This window comes from Acinetobacter sp. NigerLNRRAM0016, from assembly GCF_054112845.1.
Map to the genome: position 1 here is coordinate 1 of NZ_JBSYVT010000046.1, position 20,865 is coordinate 20,865.

Annotated in this window: 20 protein-coding genes; 7 read left to right on the forward strand and 13 right to left on the reverse strand. The window is 41.7% G+C overall.

The features are described from left to right. A partial coding sequence (locus tag ACWQ4X_RS17490) for a nitroreductase family protein (RefSeq protein ID WP_457904489.1) occupies positions 1-358 on the forward strand: 358 nt, incomplete at its 5' end. A 291-nt stretch (positions 359-649) separates the two neighbouring features. On the opposite strand, the gene ACWQ4X_RS17495 is transcribed toward ACWQ4X_RS17490, so the two are convergent. The 4 genes from ACWQ4X_RS17495 to ACWQ4X_RS17510 form a co-directional block, all read right to left on the reverse strand. Next, a complete protein-coding gene (locus tag ACWQ4X_RS17495; protein ID WP_457904490.1) occupies positions 650-1,516 on the reverse strand; it encodes an EamA family transporter in 867 nt (288 codons plus the stop codon). Positions 1,517-1,604: 88 nt separating this feature from the next. Continuing rightward, the gene (fba, locus tag ACWQ4X_RS17500; protein ID WP_100241693.1) at positions 1,605-2,642 is read right to left on the reverse strand and encodes a class II fructose-bisphosphate aldolase; all 1,038 of its coding nucleotides are present in this window, start codon (positions 2,640-2,642) and stop codon (positions 1,605-1,607) included. Positions 2,643-2,763: 121 nt separating this feature from the next. Further along, the gene (locus ACWQ4X_RS17505; RefSeq protein WP_457904491.1) at positions 2,764-3,024 is read right to left on the reverse strand and encodes a hypothetical protein; all 261 of its coding nucleotides are present in this window, start codon (positions 3,022-3,024) and stop codon (positions 2,764-2,766) included. A gap of 146 nt (positions 3,025-3,170) precedes the next feature. Continuing rightward, entirely contained in the window at positions 3,171-4,358 is a 1,188-nt protein-coding gene (locus ACWQ4X_RS17510) for a phosphoglycerate kinase (RefSeq protein ID WP_457904492.1), read from the reverse strand. A 137-nt stretch (positions 4,359-4,495) separates the two neighbouring features. Between ACWQ4X_RS17510 and ACWQ4X_RS17515 the strand changes: the two genes are divergently transcribed. From ACWQ4X_RS17515 to ACWQ4X_RS17525, 3 genes are read left to right on the forward strand one after another with little or no spacing between them, the layout of a single operon-like run. Further along, entirely contained in the window at positions 4,496-4,879 is a 384-nt protein-coding gene (locus ACWQ4X_RS17515; RefSeq protein ID WP_100241696.1) for a DUF2237 family protein, read from the forward strand. Further along, on the forward strand, positions 4,879-5,469 hold the full coding sequence (locus ACWQ4X_RS17520) for a Maf family protein (RefSeq protein WP_457904493.1): 591 nt from the start codon (positions 4,879-4,881) through the stop codon (positions 5,467-5,469). The genes ACWQ4X_RS17515 and ACWQ4X_RS17520 overlap by 1 nt, the downstream gene beginning before the upstream one ends. Positions 5,470-5,484: 15 nt before the next feature. Further along, entirely contained in the window at positions 5,485-6,654 is a 1,170-nt protein-coding gene (locus ACWQ4X_RS17525; RefSeq protein ID WP_457904494.1) for a ribosomal protein uL16 3-hydroxylase, read from the forward strand. Between the two features lie 52 nt (positions 6,655-6,706). Here ACWQ4X_RS17525 and ACWQ4X_RS17530 read toward each other — a convergent pair whose 3' ends face one another. Together ACWQ4X_RS17530 and ACWQ4X_RS17535 are read right to left on the reverse strand one after the other, a co-directional pair. After that, positions 6,707-8,584 (reverse strand): sensor histidine kinase, encoded by a 1,878-nt coding sequence (locus tag ACWQ4X_RS17530; RefSeq protein WP_457904495.1) that lies wholly within the window; start codon positions 8,582-8,584, stop codon positions 6,707-6,709. Continuing rightward, on the reverse strand, positions 8,581-9,267 hold the full coding sequence (locus tag ACWQ4X_RS17535; protein WP_457904496.1) for a LuxR C-terminal-related transcriptional regulator: 687 nt from the start codon (positions 9,265-9,267) through the stop codon (positions 8,581-8,583). The genes ACWQ4X_RS17530 and ACWQ4X_RS17535 overlap by 4 nt, the downstream gene beginning before the upstream one ends. A 316-nt stretch (positions 9,268-9,583) precedes the next feature. On the opposite strand from ACWQ4X_RS17535, the gene ACWQ4X_RS17540 reads away from it, so the two are divergent. Next, positions 9,584-11,254 carry an FMN-binding glutamate synthase family protein gene (locus tag ACWQ4X_RS17540; RefSeq protein ID WP_457904497.1) on the forward strand — a complete coding sequence of 557 codons (1,671 nt, stop codon included), beginning with the start codon at positions 9,584-9,586 and terminating at the stop codon, positions 11,252-11,254. Between the two features lie 64 nt (positions 11,255-11,318). Here the strand turns inward: ACWQ4X_RS17540 and ACWQ4X_RS17545 are convergent, their stop codons facing one another. Genes ACWQ4X_RS17545 through ACWQ4X_RS17560 form a run of 4 tightly spaced genes read right to left on the reverse strand, consistent with a single transcriptional unit; the run spans position 11,319 to position 15,044 of the window. Then, entirely contained in the window at positions 11,319-12,362 is a 1,044-nt protein-coding gene (locus ACWQ4X_RS17545; protein ID WP_457904498.1) for an alpha/beta hydrolase, read from the reverse strand. Further along, positions 12,362-13,483: a YdcF family protein gene (locus ACWQ4X_RS17550; RefSeq protein ID WP_457904499.1), complete on the reverse strand. Its 1,122-nt coding sequence runs from the start codon at positions 13,481-13,483 to the stop codon at positions 12,362-12,364. Before ACWQ4X_RS17550 ends, ACWQ4X_RS17545 begins: the two co-directional genes overlap by 1 nt. A 3-nt stretch (positions 13,484-13,486) precedes the next feature. After that, positions 13,487-14,521 (reverse strand): UDP-N-acetylmuramate dehydrogenase, encoded by a 1,035-nt coding sequence (gene murB, locus ACWQ4X_RS17555; protein WP_457904500.1) that lies wholly within the window; start codon positions 14,519-14,521, stop codon positions 13,487-13,489. Positions 14,522-14,534: 13 nt separating this feature from the next. Beyond that, the gene (locus ACWQ4X_RS17560; protein WP_374528117.1) at positions 14,535-15,044 is read right to left on the reverse strand and encodes a low molecular weight protein-tyrosine-phosphatase; all 510 of its coding nucleotides are present in this window, start codon (positions 15,042-15,044) and stop codon (positions 14,535-14,537) included. Positions 15,045-15,164: 120 nt separating this feature from the next. On the opposite strand from ACWQ4X_RS17560, the gene ACWQ4X_RS17565 reads away from it, so the two are divergent. Together ACWQ4X_RS17565 and ACWQ4X_RS17570 are read left to right on the forward strand one after the other, a co-directional pair. Next, positions 15,165-16,325, forward strand: coding sequence for an iron-containing alcohol dehydrogenase (locus tag ACWQ4X_RS17565; RefSeq protein WP_457904501.1), 1,161 nt, complete (start codon positions 15,165-15,167; stop codon positions 16,323-16,325). 30 nt (positions 16,326-16,355) lie between these two features. Then, positions 16,356-16,811: an acyl-CoA thioesterase gene (locus ACWQ4X_RS17570; RefSeq protein WP_457904502.1), complete on the forward strand. Its 456-nt coding sequence runs from the start codon at positions 16,356-16,358 to the stop codon at positions 16,809-16,811. Between the two features lie 3 nt (positions 16,812-16,814). Here the strand turns inward: ACWQ4X_RS17570 and dnaX are convergent, their stop codons facing one another. From dnaX to ACWQ4X_RS17585, 3 genes are all read right to left on the reverse strand, one after another. Beyond that, entirely contained in the window at positions 16,815-18,917 is a 2,103-nt protein-coding gene (dnaX, locus tag ACWQ4X_RS17575; protein ID WP_457904503.1) for a DNA polymerase III subunit gamma/tau, read from the reverse strand. Between the two features lie 106 nt (positions 18,918-19,023). After that, positions 19,024-19,494 (reverse strand): copper resistance protein NlpE N-terminal domain-containing protein, encoded by a 471-nt coding sequence (locus ACWQ4X_RS17580; protein ID WP_457904504.1) that lies wholly within the window; start codon positions 19,492-19,494, stop codon positions 19,024-19,026. 73 nt (positions 19,495-19,567) lie between these two features. Then, positions 19,568-20,827, reverse strand: a complete 1,260-nt coding sequence (locus ACWQ4X_RS17585; protein WP_457904505.1) for a serine hydrolase domain-containing protein — start codon at positions 20,825-20,827, stop codon at positions 19,568-19,570. Positions 20,828-20,865 lie beyond the last annotated feature (38 nt).

Genomic DNA, 20,865 nt, shown 5'->3' on the forward strand with positions numbered 1-20,865 from the left:
AAATCAGGATGATTTAAGTGGACGTTTTAAAGATGCCACTGCGAAACAAGGACAAAAAGACAGTCGCACAGGTTATGTCGCTTATTACCGCAATGAAAAGGGTGATATTCAACGTTGGGCAGAAAATCAAACCTTTATCGCGTTGGGACAAATCCTACTTGCTGCAGGAATCGAAAACATCGATGCCACACCAATTGGCGGCTTTAATGAAGACTTATTAACCGAAGAACTACAACTCACTGAAAAAGGGCTTGTGCCATCAGTACTACTCACATTGGGCTATCGTAGTGAAACTGACTTTAATGCCAAGCTGCCAAAGTCGCGCCTGAACAAAGAACAAATTTTCACCAAGCTGTAACGCTTTACATTGAAAATAAAAGGGACAATTTAATTGTCCCTTTTTTTATTCAGGTCCAAATCTTGCTTATTTAAATCTATACTCAGTCTAAGCAGAGGTCGGTTATGTCTATATTGCTCCAGCTACCTATCAAATTTGAATGTAAGCACTGCCAACAAATTTACTTCCATAGCTATGCACAATCTGCATTACATCAGCCGCACTGCCCCGATTGCCAACACACAGGGCTGTTAATAGGCGTTGCCGAAAAAACAGACTTACTGCGCTTTCCTATCTTATGGATCGGCAAAGTTATGAAACAGTCATGGTATAAGCTAAACAAAGCACACTCATAATCCCCAAACCCAAGCCTAGGCTGGTACTGGTCTTAAGCTTCTCTTTAAAGAAAAACAGACCACTAAATACACCTAACACCACCACCAGAATATTCATCCCTACAAATACGATTGCAGGGGTATCTTTCAGCAGCATGTGTGCTTTCACATACAATGCGATATTGGCAAAATTCAACAATCCCAAAACTAAACCCAACAATATTGTGGTCGCAGATCCGATTTGCTTTGTCGTCAGCACAATATATAACAATGAAAAGATGAAGGCACAAATGAACATTAAATTCAGGGCAACAGCAAATTGCACACCTAGACCCGTGGTGTATTTCAGCAGAATATCAACCAAGGCATAGCCCACCCACACACTTGCCAGATACATCATGCCTGAAGAACTGTAACTGGTTTGGGCATGGCTGCTACGATGTGAGTAGATGATGCATAGGACCGCTGCAATACCTAATCCAATTCCAATGAGTTTGAATGTGCCAAAATGCTCATTAAATATGAAATAAGCAGCACTTAGCGACAATACCACTGAAAGACGCTGTGCAACTTCCGTTTTAACAATGCCAGCGCTTTGTAAAGATTTAGACAAACAGAGGAATACACTCGGCAACAGCACCCCTAAACTCAGTATGAGCCACCATGGTGTATTACTGGGGGAAATATGACTTAAATCAGGTTTGAACCAAAAGAAACATAACAGACTGGCAATGGCGTAATTCCAGCAAATCATCTGCATCGGATTTAAACCTTTGGCTTTGCAGATTTTCAGTAAAATCGACACCAATACGCTGCAAACAGCTGCTGCAAGGATCAGTTCCATTCAACACCTTCCCCATTTTATGATTAATCACATAAAAAAGCCCACATAAACTATGTGGGCTTCAATTTATAAATAATTTGTGGAGCGATTATTTATAACGATCGACCATTTTCTCTAAAGAAATTGGACGAATCTTGTCAGCATTGCCCGCAGTACCAAATGCTTCGTAACGATCAACACAGATTTGTTTCATTGCATCAACAGTTTTTGCAAAGAATTTACGTGGATCGAATTCGCTTGGCTGTTCTGCCATCATACGACGCATTGCACCAGTAGAGGCTAAACGTAAGTCAGTATCGATGTTGATTTTACGCACACCATGTTTGATCGCTTCAACCAATTGCTCAACAGGAACACCATAAGTCTCTTTGATGTCACCGCCGTATTGGTTAATTACTGCTAACCATTCTTGTGGTACAGAGCTTGAACCGTGCATTACAAGATGCGTATTTGGAAGTGCCGCATGAATTTCTTTAATGCGGTCAATGGCCAAAATGTCACCTGTAGGTGGACGTGTAAACTTATACGCACCGTGTGAAGTACCTACTGCAATTGCCAAAGCATCTACATTGGTATCTGCAACGAAGCTACGCGCTTCTTCTACAGAAGTCAGGAGTTGAGAGTGGTCAAGAACGCCTTCAGCGCCTACGCCATCTTCTTCACCCGCCATACCAGTTTCAAGGCTACCTAAGCAACCAATTTCACCTTCAACAGATACGCCACACGCATGTGCCATCGCAACAGTGCGACGAGTCACATCTACGTTGTATTCGTAAGACGTTGGTGTTTTACCATCTTCACCCAATGAACCATCCATCATCACTGATGAGAAGCCTAACTGGATTGAGCGTTGGCATACGTCTGGGCTTGTACCATGGTCTTGGTGCATAACCACTGGAATGTGCGGCCATTCTTCAATTGCAGCCAAAATAAGATGGCGTAAGAAAGGAGCGCCTGCATATTTGCGTGCACCTGCAGAAGCCTGAACGATTACAGGTGAGTTAGTTGCATCAGCAGCTAACATGATTGCGCGCATTTGTTCTAAGTTGTTTACGTTAAATGCTGGTACGCCGTAGCCATGCTCTGCAGCGTGGTCCAACAGCTGGCGCATAGAAATAAGTGCCATAGTGTCCTCCCAGGTAATGCGCCATATTCTACATGGTCATTACTTTCAATTCAGCAACTAAACACACTATTTAAAAAAAAATCCCTGCTTTTGCAGGGACTTTTAAACAAATTACCACAAATTATTGTGCAGCTGCCTGTGAAGCTTCAGCTTCCGTCGCTGGAGTCGCAGAATCAGCGTCTGCATTGGCAACTTCAGCAGGTACGTCAGTGTTCTTTTCATCCATGACTGGCTTGTCTAATGAATCAATTGCAGCTTGCTGTTCTGGCGTTACTTTTTCTTCTACTGCCGCGTCTGTTTTAGGTGCTTCATCTTTTTTTGCACATGCAGTTAAAGCCAATGGTGCGATTAATAAAGCAGCAAGTATTAATTTTAGGTTCATCACATTATTCCTACAACAGGTGATTTAATGCCCATGATTTTATTGCAGATATATGACAGTTTGATGACCTAAAGATGAATGCAATAAAAAAGGCTGACCATAGTCAACCTTTTCTTTTATTTCATCTGATCAGATGAATGAGACTGTTAAGCACGCTCTAAAAGAACAGCGACTGCTGGAAGTGTTTTACCTTCAACAAACTCAAGGAACGCACCGCCACCCGTTGAAATATAACCAATTTTGTCAGCAACTTCGTATTTGTCGATTGCAGCTAAAGTATCACCACCACCTGCAATAGAGAAACCTTCAGATTCAGCAATCGCTAAAGAAAGTGTTTTTGTGCCTTCACCGAATTGATCAACTTCGAATACACCTACAGGACCGTTCCAAAGAATTGTTTTTGAAGTTTTCAAGATTTCTGCAAACGCTTGAGCTGTTTCTGGACCTACATCCAAAATCATATCGTTGTCAGCAACATCTTCAACTTTTTTTACTACTGCTTTCGCAGCCGCTAATGAACCCAAGAAATCGTCAAAATTGATTTCGCTGGCATCAGCAACTACAACGTCAGTTGGCAGTGGAACAGATACTTTTGCAGCAATGGCTTTCGCAGTGTCGATTAAATCATTTTCACATAATGATTTACCCACGTTATAACCCGCAGCAGCCAAGAATGTATTGGCAATACCACCACCGACAATCAATTGATCGCAAATGTCAGAAAGTGAAGTGAGTACATCAAGTTTAGTTGAAACTTTAGAACCCGCAACAATTGCAACCATTGGCTTTTCAGGAGTTTGTAACGCACGACCTAAAGCATCAAGTTCTGCTGCAAGAAGTGGACCCGCTGCTGCTACAGGTGCTAAACGCGCAACACCTTCAGTTGAAGCTTCTGCACGGTGTGCTGTACCAAATGCATCCATCACGAATACGTCACAAAGTGCAGCATATTTTTGTGCAAGTTCAGGATTGTTTTTCTTTTCACCGTGGTTAAAACGGCAGTTTTCCAAAAGAACCACTTGACCCGCTTGAACTTCAACGCCATCAAGATAGTCAGTTACTAACTGTACATCTTGACCCAATGCTTCTGTTAAATAAGCCGCTACAGGAGCTAAAGATTGTTCAGCTTTTGGTTCACCTTCAACAGGACGACCAAGGTGTGAATACACCATGACTGCTGCACCTTTTTCTAAAGCAGCTTTGATTGTCGGTAATGCCGCACGTAAACGTGCATCACTGGTAATCACACCGTTTTTAACAGGTACATTTAAGTCTTCACGAATAAGTACTCGCTTACCTGCTAAATCAAGGTCAGTCATACGCTGAAAATTCATGTATAGCTCTCTGAATATTTAAAATCGGCACGATTTTAAATGATTATGCAGAAAAAGGTTAGCTTCTTTTGTATAAAAGCTGCCGAAAGCGTCAGTTTTGATTATGATATTGAAAAGCCACAAATTGATTCACTGTTATGTCATTTCATCCAGATCCTCAAATTAACCGCTTAAACGTATTTGGCGAACCCTTAGCCAGTTGTTGTTTCGACCCAATTACCGGCTACTTTCGCAATGGGTTTTGCCATACTGCTACCACTGATTTAGGGCAGCACACCGTATGTGCGCAAATGACTTCAGAGTTTCTTAATTTTTCGCAGAAAGTGGGCAATGACTTAATCACACCTTTACCTGAAGTGGGTTTCCCGGGTCTACAGCCTGGAGATTTCTGGTGTATTTGTGTGACTCGTTGGGTTGAAGCATATCAGGCGGGTCAAGCACCTCCGATTAAAATTCACGCCTGCCATCAAGCCGTTCTTTCTTATGTTCCCCTGAATGTATTAATGGATTACGCAATCTGATGAATACCCAAATCATTCTGGCTTCAAGCAGTCAGACTCGCAAAGACTTAATGGATCGTCTCAAGATCCAGTATGAATGTGTTGTGCCTGATATTGATGAATCACCGCGCGGTGAATTACATGCCGATGATTTGGCTCGACGTTTGGCCTTTGAAAAAGCCAATACCATTGCACAAAAACACCCTGACGCGATTGTGATTGGTTCTGATCAGGTGGCATGGCGTGAAGGTGCGCCTGATATTTTTATTGGCAAACCCCTCTCCACCGAAAAAGCCATTCGCCAGTTGCAAGCCAACTCTGACAAGATTGTTTATTTCAGTACCGCGTTGAGTGTCCAACAATACGCCACAGGCTTTGAACAAACACTGGTCGAACACTACAAAGTCAAGTTCCGCAAACTGAGTATGGCCGAAATTGAGCGTTATGTTGCCGTTGAGCAACCGCTACATTGCGCAGGCAGTTTCAAATGTGAAAGTTTGGGCATTAGTTTATTCGAACAAATGATTGGTCAAGATCAAACCACTTTAATGGGCATGCCGATGATTCAGCTTTGCCAAATTCTCCGTCAATTAAATATTTTAGTTCCTTAATTTAGGCTGTATTTTATGTCTCAACCTCTAGATGTATTAGGCGGCATTACCGCTGAACAATTTCTTGCTGAATACTGGCAAAAGAAACCGTTACTTGTCCGTAACGCGCTACCTGAGATTACAAATATCTTAGAACCGAATGATGTCATGGAACTGGCTTTAGAAGAGCATGTTACGGCGCGCTTGATTAAGCAGAAAGATAAAGATTCAAATCAATGGTCTGTGAAATCTTCTCCTTTAGTTAAAGGCGATTTCCAAAAAATGCCAAAACTTTGGACGCTATTGGTCCAAGCAGTCGATCACTACTCTTTTGATTTGGCTGAATTATGGAAAAAGTTCCCATTTATTCCGCAATGGCGCCGCGATGACATTATGGTGTCTTATGCACCAAAAGGCGGATCAGTCGGTAAACATTTTGACTTCTATGATGTGTTCCTTGTACAAGGCTATGGACATCGTCGCTGGCAGCTTGGGCAAATGTGTGATGCCAATACCGAATTTGTTTCTGGTCAGCCTTTAAAACTTCTACCTGAAATGCAGGTTGATTTTGATGAGGTCCTTGCTCCAGGTGATTTACTTTACGTTCCACCAGGTCTTTCACACTATGGTGTCGCAGAAGATGACTGTCTGACTTTCTCTTTTGGTTTCCGCATGCCAAACATGGCGGATATGATGGATCGTGTCAGTGACAAATTTGCGAGTAATGGCTTCTTAAAGAACCCAATGCTTGATATTCAACGCCAACACAGCAGTGATATTGGACAAATCTCAAAAGCAGAGCTGGACTATTTAAAATCGGAACTCTTACAACGCCTACAAAACTCAGCTGAACTTGATGATGCCATCATGAGTTTAATGTCTGAACCCAAATATCCAGACAACATCCCTGAACCTGATGAAATTGAAGCGGATGACTTACGTGAAATTTTAGATACGGGATATGAAATTTTACTCGAACCAGCTTCTCGCCTACTCTACACAGAACAAGATACTGAATTATTGTTTTGGGCAAATGGTGAGCAAGTCTGTATTTCAGAAGAATTTACAGCGCAATTAAAGCAGATTGCCGATGGTCAAGCGCTTCCTTTTGATCAAAGTTTTGATCATGAAGAAATTCTAGAAGATCTGACTCAATTGATGAATGATTCCATTCTGATGCTTCTGCCGCCAGCAGAGGAAGAATAATCTTCAAGCAAAGGGTATTAAATCCAGCTTTAATACCCTTTACTTTTATCCTTTATTTTATTTCCAATAAGGCTTGCACCACGGTCTTTCCTCTTTCAGAGGTCACTTGTAATTCTGCACTGACCCGCTCTAAACGCATCTTCATGCTGCGAATACCAATACTCATTCCATTCTGAAAATTACTTTTCACGTCAAAACCCACACCATCATCCTCTATGGTTAAAATCAGTTGCCGTTCATAAGGAAAGACCATGGAAACGTACACATGTTTTGCCTGACTGTGTTTAACTACATTGGTTAAACTTTCCTCAAGCACACGAATCAGGGTTAAACATTGTAAGGCTGTCGGTACATAACCCCAATTTTGCGGAAATGACCATTTCGATTCGATATCCAACTCTTCCATGAGTTGACTAAAACGATGCCGAACTGGTGCTACCCATAAAATAGGATTTTCAGGTACACGGGATTCCAAACTCGAACCACTGTCGATAATCTGCCTTAGATCATCTCTCAACAACTTCAAAATAGACAGAAACTGTTGATTCGACATATTCTGCTCCGCTTGATCGACAATAATCATGGAGCGAACCAAAGACGAACCTAAACCATCATGCAAATCATGTGAGAGATGGATGCGTTCTTGAAGTCTGACATTTTCCAGTTCCAGCTTATGTTTTTCGTTCATGCTGGAATACAAATCATCGCTGACCTGTTGTACTTTTTCTTCTAAACGCTGATTAAATTTTTCTATACGACGTGTATTACGTGCCAGTTTCACGCCCAAAATGAGCACCACAAATATCGTGATAATGGGTGAGGTATAAGGTGAGAGTGGCTTAATATCTTTATGTAATTCAGAACCTAACAGTACCGTATCAAAAAGTGCACAGAATAAAATTCCAGTCAGGCACATCAGCAAAAATATATATTCTCTTTTTCTGGTTCTATACGTGACATAACCCAAGTAAATGTAGGTCAATAAAAAGAGTGCAACATACATCATGAAAATATTTATAAATACAGCAGTCAGCCATTGTACTGGGGTAAAGAAGATGACAAGTAAGACAATTGCTGTGATTGCCCAAACAATGCGTTCGACTTTGATCAGTTCAACTCGAATAAATCGAAGTAAATAGGTACAAAAGCACACCATATATAGCGCGAAAAAACTGATATTGGCTTGAGCAGCAAGAATATTATTCGCAAATGGCTTGGTTTCTATGACGAGAATATTGGAAATAAATAAAACCCAAAGGAGACAACTCAGGGCGAACCAAGCAAAAGTCGTTTCAGAACGTCTAAAAATCCAGATTGAAAAACACAATAAACCCAGAACCAAGGAAATAATGATGTTAATTTCAAATAACGTCCGTCGATTCCAGATCTGTTGTTGCTGCTGATCATACGCCGCTTGTACATTTTGAAAAGAGACTGCTCCCAGACCTGCATTTTGAAAGGCATAACCTGTCACATAAATGAGAAATTCATTTTCATCCGCTTTTAAACTCGAGGGTGTGAGTACCCAGTAACGCGGAATATTCCAGCTTTTGGACAAGGGTTCAACTAAATTCTTGTCTCTCCAAAGCACATTACGGTTGAAATACACTGCTCCCGCAGAATTTATATAGTCGATAGAGAAAGCAAAGGACTGGTTTAAAGTTCCAGATGAACAATCTGGTTTCCACAAAATCCTATACCAAACCCCGCCATTATACTGCGGCTCATGTTGTGACCAGTTATCAGGTAAATCGACCGTCTTCCAGCCAGTTTGAGGCACATGTTGAATCGAATCTGTTTTGACAAACTGAATCGGTTGAACCTGAATGGTACATTGCGGACTAATTGAAAAATATGATGCTGCGAAGACCTGCATATGAATGCAAGCCAAAGCAAGCATACAGAAACATCGCAGAATCAATTTGGTCATATAATGCCTAAGGTTCTGGCAGCACTCACTGCCTTGGTCCGTTTAGAAACAGACAACTTTCTATAAATATGTTTAATATGACTTTCTACTGTATAACGTGAAACAAACAATTGTTCCGAAATTTCACGATTACTTAAACCTTGCGCCACCAAGTCTAGAATCTCCTTCTCACGATTGGTCAAAGCTTCCATATCAGATGGCAAATTATCATGCTCATTTTTATCTTGAATATCTTCCTGCACCGCAATTTGTGCCAAAATTTCTCTGGCAATAAAAGGATCAATCGGCGCACCACCCCGCAAAATGCTACGTATGGCCAATAGGACTTCCGAATCATCGCGTTCTTTTAACACATAGCCTGTCGCACCCGCCTTGATGGCGGAAAACAGGCTCGCTTGCGTACTCCAGGCGGAAATCACCAAAATTAAAGCACTTGTATCGCGCTCTCTTAATTTTTCTATGAACTCAACCCCATTTCCATCTGGCAATCCCAAATCAACCAAAGCCAGTGAAATTGGGATTTCCTCCATTTTTTCGAATGCTTGTTTTAAATTGGAGACAAAATGCAATGTCTCATTTTCATATCCCAGTTCAGTTAAAACTCGTTGAAGACGTTTTTGTATAATTGGTTCATCTTCAAGAATAATTACAGGTACTGGTAAAACCGTTTCAATATCATTCATGTCACACCCCATCTCTTGCTTTGAAATATACGCAGGTTTTCAAGATGACTCATATCCCTATATTTGGGTAATTTGAAGCGCTCTCCCTGATTTATGCTTCTTATATGCTTAAGATACACTTATAGCTGAATATTTACACAATAAAACTGCACTGTCGCATAAATTAAATGAAAGTAAACATTAACCCTATGTAAGCCTATCGACTTATCTCATGATTTATTAATGGACTTCTCACACAAATTATGACTTGTACTCTGGTCTCAATCTTGGCATTGTGAAAACAAATATCCATCAGGTACAAGGATGAATTACAACAATGCCGAATCCTGCTCAAATTGTTCGCCATAAATTATTAAATACGTTTTTTTCACGACACTCTGTCTGGTTCGCCTGCATCTTTATTGCCCTGAGCATTACTTGGTTTAGGTTAAACTATGCTCCGCATTATATTTATTATTTCCTTTCCGATACGGTACTGAATTCGCTCTGGTTAATTACTTCCCTACTTAGCTTACTCGGACTCTATGATCTACTACAAAACCAACATTCCATCTTAAAAAATTATCCCATCATGGGACACTTCCGCTTTCTGTTTGAAGAGTTTCGTCCTGAAATTCGCCAATATTTTATTGAATCAGATGATGATGCTCTGCCTTTTTCACGCATGCAACGCAGCTTGGTCTATCAACGCTCAAAGAATGAAAACTCGGATAAACCCTTTGGCTCAATCATTGATGTGTATGAACAAGACTATCGTTTTATGACACACTCGATTCAACCCTGTCCACCTGCTGACCCATCTACATTTCGGATTCAGATTGGCAGTTCACAATGCTCTCAACCTTATAATGCCTCCATCATGAATATCTCTGCCATGAGTTTTGGCAGCTTGAGTGCGAATGCCATCCGCGCATTGAACAAGGGGGCACAATTAGGCAACTTTTATCATGACACGGGTGAAGGTAGCCTCAGCCCTTACCATCTGGAGTATGGCGGTGATATTGTTTGGGAACTGGGTAGTGGATATTTTGGTTGCCGTACCGAAGATGGCACATTTGACCCAGTCAAATATGCGCAGCAAGCGGTATTGCCTCAAATTAAAATGATTGAGATTAAACTCTCGCAAGGTGCCAAACCAGGACATGGCGGAATTTTACCCAAACATAAGATTTCAGCAGAGATTGCGCAAATCCGTGGTATTCCGCGTGATCGGGATTGTATTTCTCCTTCCAAGCATTCCGCGTTCAATACCCCGATTGAGATGCTGCAATTCATTCAAACCTTACGTGAACTTTCAGGGGGTAAACCTGTCGGATTTAAACTCTGTATTGGTCAGCCTTGGCAATTTATGGGGATTGTCAAAGCAATGCTACATACGCAAATCGTACCTGACTTTATTGTGGTTGATGGCTCTGAAGGTGGTACTGGTGCAGCACCAATTGAATTAATTAACAATATGGGCACACCGCTGCGCGAAGGTGTACTCTTCGTACACAATACATTAGTAGGTGCTGGGCTTCGAAAGCAAATCAAGATTGGTGCCAGCGGTAAAATTATCAGTGCTTTTGACATTGCCAGTACTATGGCTATTGGAGCAGATTGGGTCAATTCAGCACGTGGTTTTATGTTTGCGATTGGCTGTATTCAGGCACAAAGCTGCCACACCAATCAGTGCCCTGTCGGTGTCGCTACTCAGGATCCAGACCGCCAAAAAGCCCTTCATGTATCCTCCAAAGCGGAACGGGTGTTCCACTTCCACAAGAATACCATGCATGCCTTATCAGAAATGATAGCTGCTGCAGGCTTGCGCCATCCTTCGGACATTAAAGCCCACCATTTAGCGCAACGCTTAAATGACCGTGAAATTAAAAACTATGCACAACTGCATTTTTGGTTAAAAGACGGCGAACTACTGAATTGCGAAAATAAAGACGAAGAAAACTTTTATTTCCGTATGTGGAATATGGCAAAAATGGAATATTTCTAAACTAAAGAAACTGGGCTGTAATCACAGCCTAGTTTTCACTCAATCGATTAAAAAATAAATAAACTTAGTAATATTCACCAGAACTATGTGCATGCAGGAACGCTGGTATTAAACCCGTCAATGCAGCGCGAATATCTGCCCGCTCATTAATAAGCTGATGAGAACCCTCTTCCAACATCAACAAGGTCTGTAATCGGAACTTTTGACGGATGAACTCAATGTTGTAACGCCAATCTACAGTCTGATCTAATGCCCCTTGCGCTAACCATACTGGGATACGGCAAGAAGGTCGCTCTTCCATTTGCTGCATCCATTTTGACATCGCCAAAATCCAGTCCATCCCCATCATGCGTGGCTGTAAAGGATCTTTTAAACGCACAAAGCGTAAAAACTCGGGATTATGGTTATTGCGACGGAAATGACGAGGTACTTGACGTTTGATCCGACGGATGATGCCTAAGCCCACAGAGTTATGCCACCAAGCAGATTTTGCAGGACGGATCAAAGGGGACAGCAACAATACCCGTTCCACATAAGGATTTTCACGACGTTCAGCAAATTCAAGTAAATGATGCATCCAGATTGCACCACCTGTACTTTGCCCAATACCTAGCCATGGTTTTGGAAGTTGAGAAGCATTTTTCACATACTGATATACCGCATGCAATACCCGCTGATAGTGATCAAAATCTTGAATGCTAGCAGGTGAACCATCACTCAACCCATGACCTGGTAAATCATAGGTAAGCACACTGAAACCTTGCTCTAACAACTCACGAATAATCGGTTGATAGATCCCACTGTGTTCTAAATAACCATGTAAGAGAAATACTGTCCCTTTAATTTCTAACTGCCCTTCTGCATTGGCTTTAGGCTGGAACACTTGCACATGCAGTTTAAACAGTGGCATTTGCACAAAGCCTTGCCAGTGCTCACAGTTGAGTAAATGTAAACCATACAACTTTCGGTAAGCTTGTAATTCAACTGAAGGAGAAAATGCATGATTCAGATTTAACGGGTCCAGAACCTGTGGTGTGGTGTCACGACTGGGTACAGGTAAATCCAGTTGTTTTAAGATATTTGGATTTAAAAATGGAATTTCAGGCATTAGGGTACCTCGCGGCAATCGCTTGAGCCAAATAACATATCGCGAATAGTCGCCAACATTTCATAATTCGCACGGCGACTATGATCATAGTTTTGCTGGCTTGGCTGCCAAGCTGTTAATTGAGTTGGCATTGGTGCCTCTATAGGTACTGTCTCTATGCCATTTAAAGCAAATAAACGACGTGTTCTTGGCATATGGTATTGATCGGTAATTAAAATCACCGTCGGTGCTCCCCCTTTCTTTTGTAATAATAGCGAGCTGAAACGGGAGTTTTCACAAGTATTCATACTTCTATTTTCTAATAATTTGGCATCTACACCACGTTCTTTCAACCACGTCTGCATATAAGGTGCTTCTACACCACTGAGCACGATCGGTAAGTTATACTGCTTTTCGACTTCTAAGGTTTTCTCCAGTCGTAATTTTGTATAGTCATTGACCACAATATCTTTTCTATTTTTGTCTAAAGTTAATCCACCCCCTAAAACCACAATGGCATAAGGTTGTGATAAAGCCGCTTTAGGTGCTTCATTTTGTTCTTTGATTTGCGCAATATCTTTTTCAATTTGTTGCGGATCTGCAGTTTCAACAACAGGTTCGACCTCATGCGTTTGCAAAAAGTCGAGATACTTTTCCATTAAAGCCTTATTTTCTTTACTGTCCAACTCCAAAAGTTCTTTTACATTCTGAGTAGGATCTTCAGGTTCGGAAGAGGCTTGCTCTGGATCTGCCAAAAGAGGAACCTGTGGACGTTCCTCTTCCTCGGCTTGCTCTTGCTGCTCTTTATTAATTAACGCTTGCAAAGCTGTATAGCGTGCCTGAATTTGCGGCAAATTTTCAGAATTGTTTTGCTGAATTTCCTGTTCCATCAACTTAAGATAGGCTTGACGTGCGATCCACAAGTTGGAACCAGGTTCTAAGTTCTCCGCTTCACTAAGTGCTGCCATTTTTTGACTTTGTGCAGCCACTTCATTGACTTCGACAGGAACAAAGCTGTTGAGTGCCTTCACCACCAATTTAGAATAAAAAGGCGAATAAATAAAAACCAGCAGACAGCCCAAAAGTACAAATAACAACGCTGCTATCTGTACAATACGAACCATCCAATGTGTTTTAGCCATTCATTATCCCGTATGTGATTGAATTAAACCGACAGAATTAAATAATACTGGTTCTGGTTCCAGTGCAATATCAAACTTAGTCAACACATCTTGCTGCACCGCACGATAGGTTGCCTGCACATCAGATAAAGTCGCTTGTTCGTAGTTCACCAGTACTAAAGCTTGTTTAGCGAACATTCCAACCATGCCTAAGCGCTTACCTTTCCAGCCTGCTTGATCAATTAACCAGCCTGCAGCAATTTTAATCTGACCACCCGCTTGAGGATAATGGGGCAATTGAGGGAATTTCGTATTTATTTGGTCAAAGCACTGTGCAGTGATCACAGGATTTTTAAAAAAACTGCCTACGTTCGGATATTCTTTAGGGTCAGGCAACTTACTCTGACGAATTTGAATCACTTGTTTTTGAAGATTTTCAGCCGTTAAGTCTTCACCCACGGCTTGCTTCAAATCACCATAGCTCAACTTCAAATCCGCTTGTTTCAGAAGCTTAAAGATCACTTGAGTAATAACATATCGCTCAGGATCATCCTTAAAAATACTGTGTCGATAAGCAAACTGACAATCTGCACTTAGAATTTCAGTAAACTGCTGTAACTGACGGTCATACACACGTACAGCTTGAATAAATTCACCAACTTCTACCCCATAAGCCCCAATATTCTGAACTGGAGATGCACCCACCAAACCTGGAATCAAAGCTAAATTTTGCAAACCATATAACTGTTGTTCAGTGGTCCAGAGTACAAAGTCATGCCAGATTTGCCCTGCGCCTACAGACAAGATCTTGGTTTGATCGTCTTCCGCCAAGGTTTCAATACCTTGAATATCCATATGGATGACCAATGCATGAATATGCTCAGGTAAAAGCATATTGCTTCCACCCGAGAGAATTAAAATATTAAGCTGCTGTTGTTCAGCATAAGATAACGCCTCCAACAACATGCTTTCATTCTCGACTTTCACATAATGTGATGCAACAGAACCCAAATTTAAGGTGTTAAAAGGCTGAAGTTGAACGTTATTCTGAATATACATGCTTAAACCTGAACTAGCCTTTCAGCTGTTGTTGAAGAACCTGAACCCAAGCCAAACTACTTGATTCACATTGATCAAGTACACGCTCAAATCCATCATCGCCACCATAATAAGGGTCTGGCACAGCTTGTTGAAGAAATTTTTGATCATGCTCACTCATCAGGGCAATCTTTGCACGAAGCATATGCTGCCCTAGCACAGATTGAGCCTGCTGCATTAATGCCTGAATATCTTCTAAATTTTCATAATCCATCGCCAAGATCAGATCAAATTCGGCGAAGTCTTGCAGATGAAGCTGGCGGGCGCGTAAGGCAGACAAATCATAGCCACGCTTTTTGGCATGCTTCTGGCTTCTTAAATCAGGTGCTTTATTCGGATGATAATTGCTGGTTCCTGCAGAATCGACCTCGATATTCAGTTGATGCGCATCACAATAATGTCTAAAGACCACTTCTGCTGTAGGAGAACGGCAGATATTTCCAAGACAGACACATAACACCTTGTAGGGCGTTTGCGATGACATAAGCACCTCAATAGATCGTTTATTTTGCAAGAGCTTATGTTAAGTTATTTGGAGGATGAATCCCACTAAAACTGTATAACAAAAACGTGTAAATGACGATAAAGCGAGAAGGAATTGCCCATGTATGACTTTCAGTTTCAAACAGTTTCCCGAATTATTTCTGGTCTAGGTTCAATTCAAGAACTTCGCACAATTTTGACTGAACAGCATTGTCATAAAGTATTGCTGGTTACTGACAATGGCATGCTGCAACAACAGTTGCATATTCCGCTGCTAGAAATTTTAGAACATCTTCATTTGCCCTATGTGATATATGCCGATGTAATTGCCGATCCACCTGAACAGATTGTCCATGCAGCGGTTAAATTTGCCATACAGGAGCAGGTTGATATTGTGATTGGTTTTGGTGGTGGTAGTTCCCTCGATGTCGCGAAGCTGATTGCGGTTTTGGCGCATCCTGATCAACAACAAAAACTGTCTGATTTGTATGGGATCAATCAGGCCAAGCCGCCACGATTACCGTTAATTTTAGTTCCGACCACGGCAGGCACTGGTTCTGAAGTCACGCCTATTTCGATTGTGACCACAGGTGAAACCACAAAAATGGGGATTGTTGCCCCTGTGCTCTATGCCGACATCGCCATTTTGGATGCCACTTTTACTCAAAGTCTGCCCGCGCATATTACTGCGGCAACTGGGATTGACGCGATGGTCCATGCCATCGAAGCCTACACCTCTAAAATCAAGAAAAACCTGTATGCCGATATGTTGGCCAAACAAGCCCTGCGACTGTTAAATCAAAACCTGAAACTGGTATTGGAGGATGGTTCGAACCTGCAAGCCCGCCAGAATATGCTGAATGGTTCCATGTTTGCAGGTCAGGCCTTCGCCAATGCACCTGTCGGTGCAGTGCATGCCTTGGCTTATCCTTTGGGGGGACATTTTCATATTTCGCATGGACATAGCAATGCTTTGGTCTTGACGGAAGTCTTGAAATTCAATGCACCGCATGCCAAGCATTTATATGCGGAACTCATGACTTGGATGGATCCTTATAGTACAGGCTGTACCGATGGATTATGTGATTTATTTATTGATCACATGCAAAATCATTTAGACCGTAGCGGTTTAACATTAAAACTTAATGCACTGAATGTGCCTGAAAATGCGATTGTCCAACTGGCACAGGATGCAATGCTGCAAACGCGACTACTACAGAATAATCCACGTGATCTTACCCAGCGTGATGCAGAACACATTTACCAAGCCATTTACGCTTAACTTCAATCTTTGCAATGGATATGCCTACCAATGAAACCTCAAGCCAAACTCAGAGCAAACTACCCTTTTATTTTTCCCATACAAACGCGTTGGTCCGACAATGACATTTATGGGCATGTGAATAATGTTAATTATTACAGTTATTTTGATAGCGCTGCCAATGCCCTGCTGATTCAAAAAGCCCATTTTGACATTCACCATTCGCCCGTTATTGGCTTGGTCGTGAGTTCATCTTGCCAGTTTTTACAAGAATTAAGTTATCCCGAAATCATTGAAGTCGGCGTTGCAATTAAACGCATGGGGAATAGTTCATTGGAATACGATTTGGCAATTTTTAAAGTCAATCAGGATGCCGCAGCAGCGCAAGGGCAATTTATTCATGTGTTTGTAGACCGGGAACAACGTAAAAGTACCCCAATCCCGACTCACATGCGTCAGGCTCTACAAGCCTATATGCAAGTTGAGCCTGAACCTAAATTTGTCTAAGCCTTATTTTAATTGAATATTTTGTAACTCAGCATCAAAACCTTGGATTAAGTCACGCACCACAGGTTCGGTCTGTAATAACTCTACCGCTCGACCATGGGCTTGCTCTTTACGTTGATGCTGCAAAATATAAGGTGTGGTTTCAGTGACTGCACCATATTCAATTTTAAACAGGGTATTCGGCCACTGTTTTTTCAGGGCTTGTTCCAAAGAGTGCTGTGATTGACCCAAGAGCTGCTGATATTGCTCAGGTATATGAAAAATAGATTCTGCATCGATATGACCCGTCATGACCCCATGTTGTGCTAACTCTTGCACAGCTGGTGATAATTCACTCTGTCTGAACCAATATTCCCACTTGCCTAAGGTCCACTCGCCTTCCAAAACCTGTTCTTGCAGACGCAAAATATCTTGCGGCATCAAGTTTGATATTGGAGTGTCAGCCAGCTCTTGTATTGGTTGGGCCTCAATTTCAACTTGTAGCTGTTCAATTGGAGTTTGAACAGTTTGCTGAGGTTCAACATCTTCTGCAGATAAACTAAAGAGAGAATCTTGCTCAACTTCTAAATTGGTCGAACTTGGCTCAAGTGAAAGAACATCCTTTGCAATAGTGGCTTCAACCGTTCTTTCTGCTTTTGCATGATCTTCGATCGGAGCAATTTCTTCAAACAAGAAGTCATCACTGCTAGATTCTGATGATTCCACTGGGGTCGAATCTTCTTCCTCATCTAAATCAAACAGTACATCTTCACTGGCAGGATCAAACACAATTTGATCTGGATTACTATTCAGATCGGCGGTTTCTTCAACCTGTGCAGACGCTTCTGCTAATACCGATTCTTCCTGTAGATTCTCCTGAATAACAAGGCTTTCTACAGGTGCTGTAACTTCCATTATCGATTGGATTTGATCTTGCGGAGCTGCAACTACAACATTGCTATGCGCTACAGCTTGTTCAGTCGCCAACACAGGCGCAGATTGAATTTGTGTAGCAGGTGCAGAGACCAAGACTTCATTCGGTTGTAATGGTCTAAATGCCAACAAACGCAGCACACACATTTCAAAACCTTGCTCTTGAGTCACCGCAAGTTGTAAATCTGCGCGACCTTTACAGGCAATTTGGTAATATAGCTGTAAATCTTGATCGGCAATTAACTGCGATAGCTGGGAAATTTTTTGGTTGATTTCCGCACTATATTTCAAGCTTAAATCAGGTAAGTATTGCAGCAATGCCAATTCATGCAGCGTCGAAATCAACTGATCTAATACTAGAGAAACATCTAAAGCTTGCTGTCTAAATTGCAGTAAGAGTTGACTGACGCGTGCTTTCTGATTCTGATGAATCGCCAACAACAAATCATAAATGATGGTACGGTCAATCAAACCTAACATCTCTTTGACATCTTGATGTTGAATGGCACCTTGTCCATAGGCAATTGCTTGGTCAGTTAAAGAGAGTGCATCACGCAATGAACCTTGCGCAGACTCAGCAATCTGCCAAATGGCATCTTGCTGTGCAGGAATCTGTTCTTTTTCTAAAATACGAGTCAAATGCTCGGTAATTTCATCAACCGCCAAAGGACGCAATGTAAATTGCAAACAGCGGGAAATCACGGTAATGGGTAATTTTTGCGGATCTGTAGTCGCAAATAAGAATTTCACATGCTCTGGTGGTTCTTCTAAAGTTTTGAGCAAGGCATTGAAGGAGTGTGTTGAGAGCATGTGTACTTCATCAATCAGGTAAACTTTATAACGCCCCTGAGTCGGCGCATAAGGCACGTTATCTAGCAGTTCACGCGTATCTTCAACTTTGGTGCGTGAAGCAGCATCAATTTCAATTAAATCGATAAAGCGGCCTTCATTCACTGCCTTACACGTTGCACACACTTCACACGGCGTTGCGGTTACGCCAGTTTCACAGTTTAAGCATTTGGCTAAAATACGCGCAATCGTAGTTTTCCCTACGCCACGTGTACCCGTAAATAAATAGGCATGGTGTAAACGACCACGTTCTAAGGCACTGCTCAGTGCACGTGACACATGGTTTTGACCCACCAATTCATTAAAATTACGAGGACGGTATTTACGCGCAAGTACTTGATACATGTATGCTCCTTTTCACAGGTCTAAGCATACTGTTTTTTTGCTCAAGAGTGAATGAACAATCTTAAAGGGAGTGGATGATTGGGGAAATTAAACACGTTGTAGCGACTTAAGCCTTTGGATTAGTCAAATCCAAAGTAAAATCTGGATATGCCTGATAATGTTCTGCGGTTCGATCTTCTAAAATTTCCAACAGCAAATGATTTACATCCAATTGAATTAAATTACGTTGTTTTACATTCATCAATTCAATTTTTGTTTGTGCATAATCGATAAAACGCAGTTGCCCTGTGAAAGTTTCAATTTCACTCTCTGTACTTAGACTCTCACGTTTTAATTCATAAGTCATATTGGGATACAGAACCAAATCGACTGCCATACCCGGACATTCTCCACATCGAGACATACATCCCATGCAGGGCGTTATGCCTTGATAATGACCAACCCATTGCATCGCTTGAACTTGTGTTGCAGTTTCAGCGAATTCAGCCTTATTCAATTGATTTTTAGACTGCTCTTCCTTCTGACAACCCACCAAAAGGCTGGTTGCAATTAACGGAATCATAATAGGTTTATTCATCGACCCGATCTATAGACTTTTAAAACGCGCATACCTTAGCACAATTTAGACCAATGAATGAAAACCAAGTCACTTAAAACCAACCTTTACGTCCCTTCAGAATCGCATCAGCACAACGCAAGGTTTCCTGCGTTAAGCCCCACAAACGATAATCCCCTGTGATAGATGCCGTAGAGAAATTATGCGTATAGGCAAAACTTAATTGGCGTTCTGGATCACACCAAGCGCCAGACCCATTAAAACCAATATGACCAAAACCTTTAGGTACCTGTTTCCCCAAAGTCAAAACACGGTGATAACCCAAACGCCAATGCATTGGAAGCGGCATGATGCGGTCACGGTGACGATACTGAATCTGTGACATACGCTGGAAAATTTCAGGTTTAATCAGTTGTTGCTGTCGCCATTGACCACCTTGAGCCAGCATCGCGTAAATTTTGGCTAGACTTTGGGCCGAAAAAACCCCATTGGCCGCAGGAATTACGGCTTGCAAACCTTGCTCACTAAAGAAACTAAAATTTTTCATACCTTTGGGAATCATGGCATCCTGAAAATCTTGTGAATTTTGTCCCGACCATTGCGTCACTTGATCCATCAAGGACATCCGCTTCGCTTGCTTATTCACTTTTGATGATTGGGGTTTTGAGTCGATTGCAGTTGACTTTGCAAAAGGTTTAGCAACATTTCCAAGGCTTTGATGCGGTACACCAAAATATGCATTTTCAATATCCAGCGGTTGTAGCAAATATTGCTGCATCAGACTTGACAGGCTCTGCCCCGTGGCTTTTTCTAAGGTTGCACCCACCAACCAACCAAATGTAAGTGGCTGATATGCGGCATCTTCACCAACCGCAAAACGCGGCTGAGCTTTCGCAACATGCTCTAACATTGCATCCCAATCTGCCATTTGCGATGCATCTTGAATGATATTACGGATGTCATACAAACCACTTTGATGACTTAGCACATCGACTAAACTGATTTTCGCTTTGCCATTTTGGGCAAATTCAGGCCAATATGCAGCGATAGGTTGGTCGTAGTCCACTAAGCCCCGACTCACCAGAATATGTGCCAAGGTTGCCAACACACCTTTACCTGTTGAATAACAAACCGATAAAGTATCTTGTTCCCAATCTTCAGATGCCGACTTTTTCCCCATACAAATATCAACCACTTTTTGCCCTTGGAAATAGACACAAAGTGCCGCACCGCCCTGATGCATACGTGGATACTGAAAACGACTAAACATTTCTGCTAAATCAGTAAAACTTGGAGTTACATCACCTTGGTATTGATCTGGTCGAGCGGATAAATATGCTTTCAGTTCCTTCATTTCATCTCCTTATTATTTTCTTGTTATTTATGCATTTC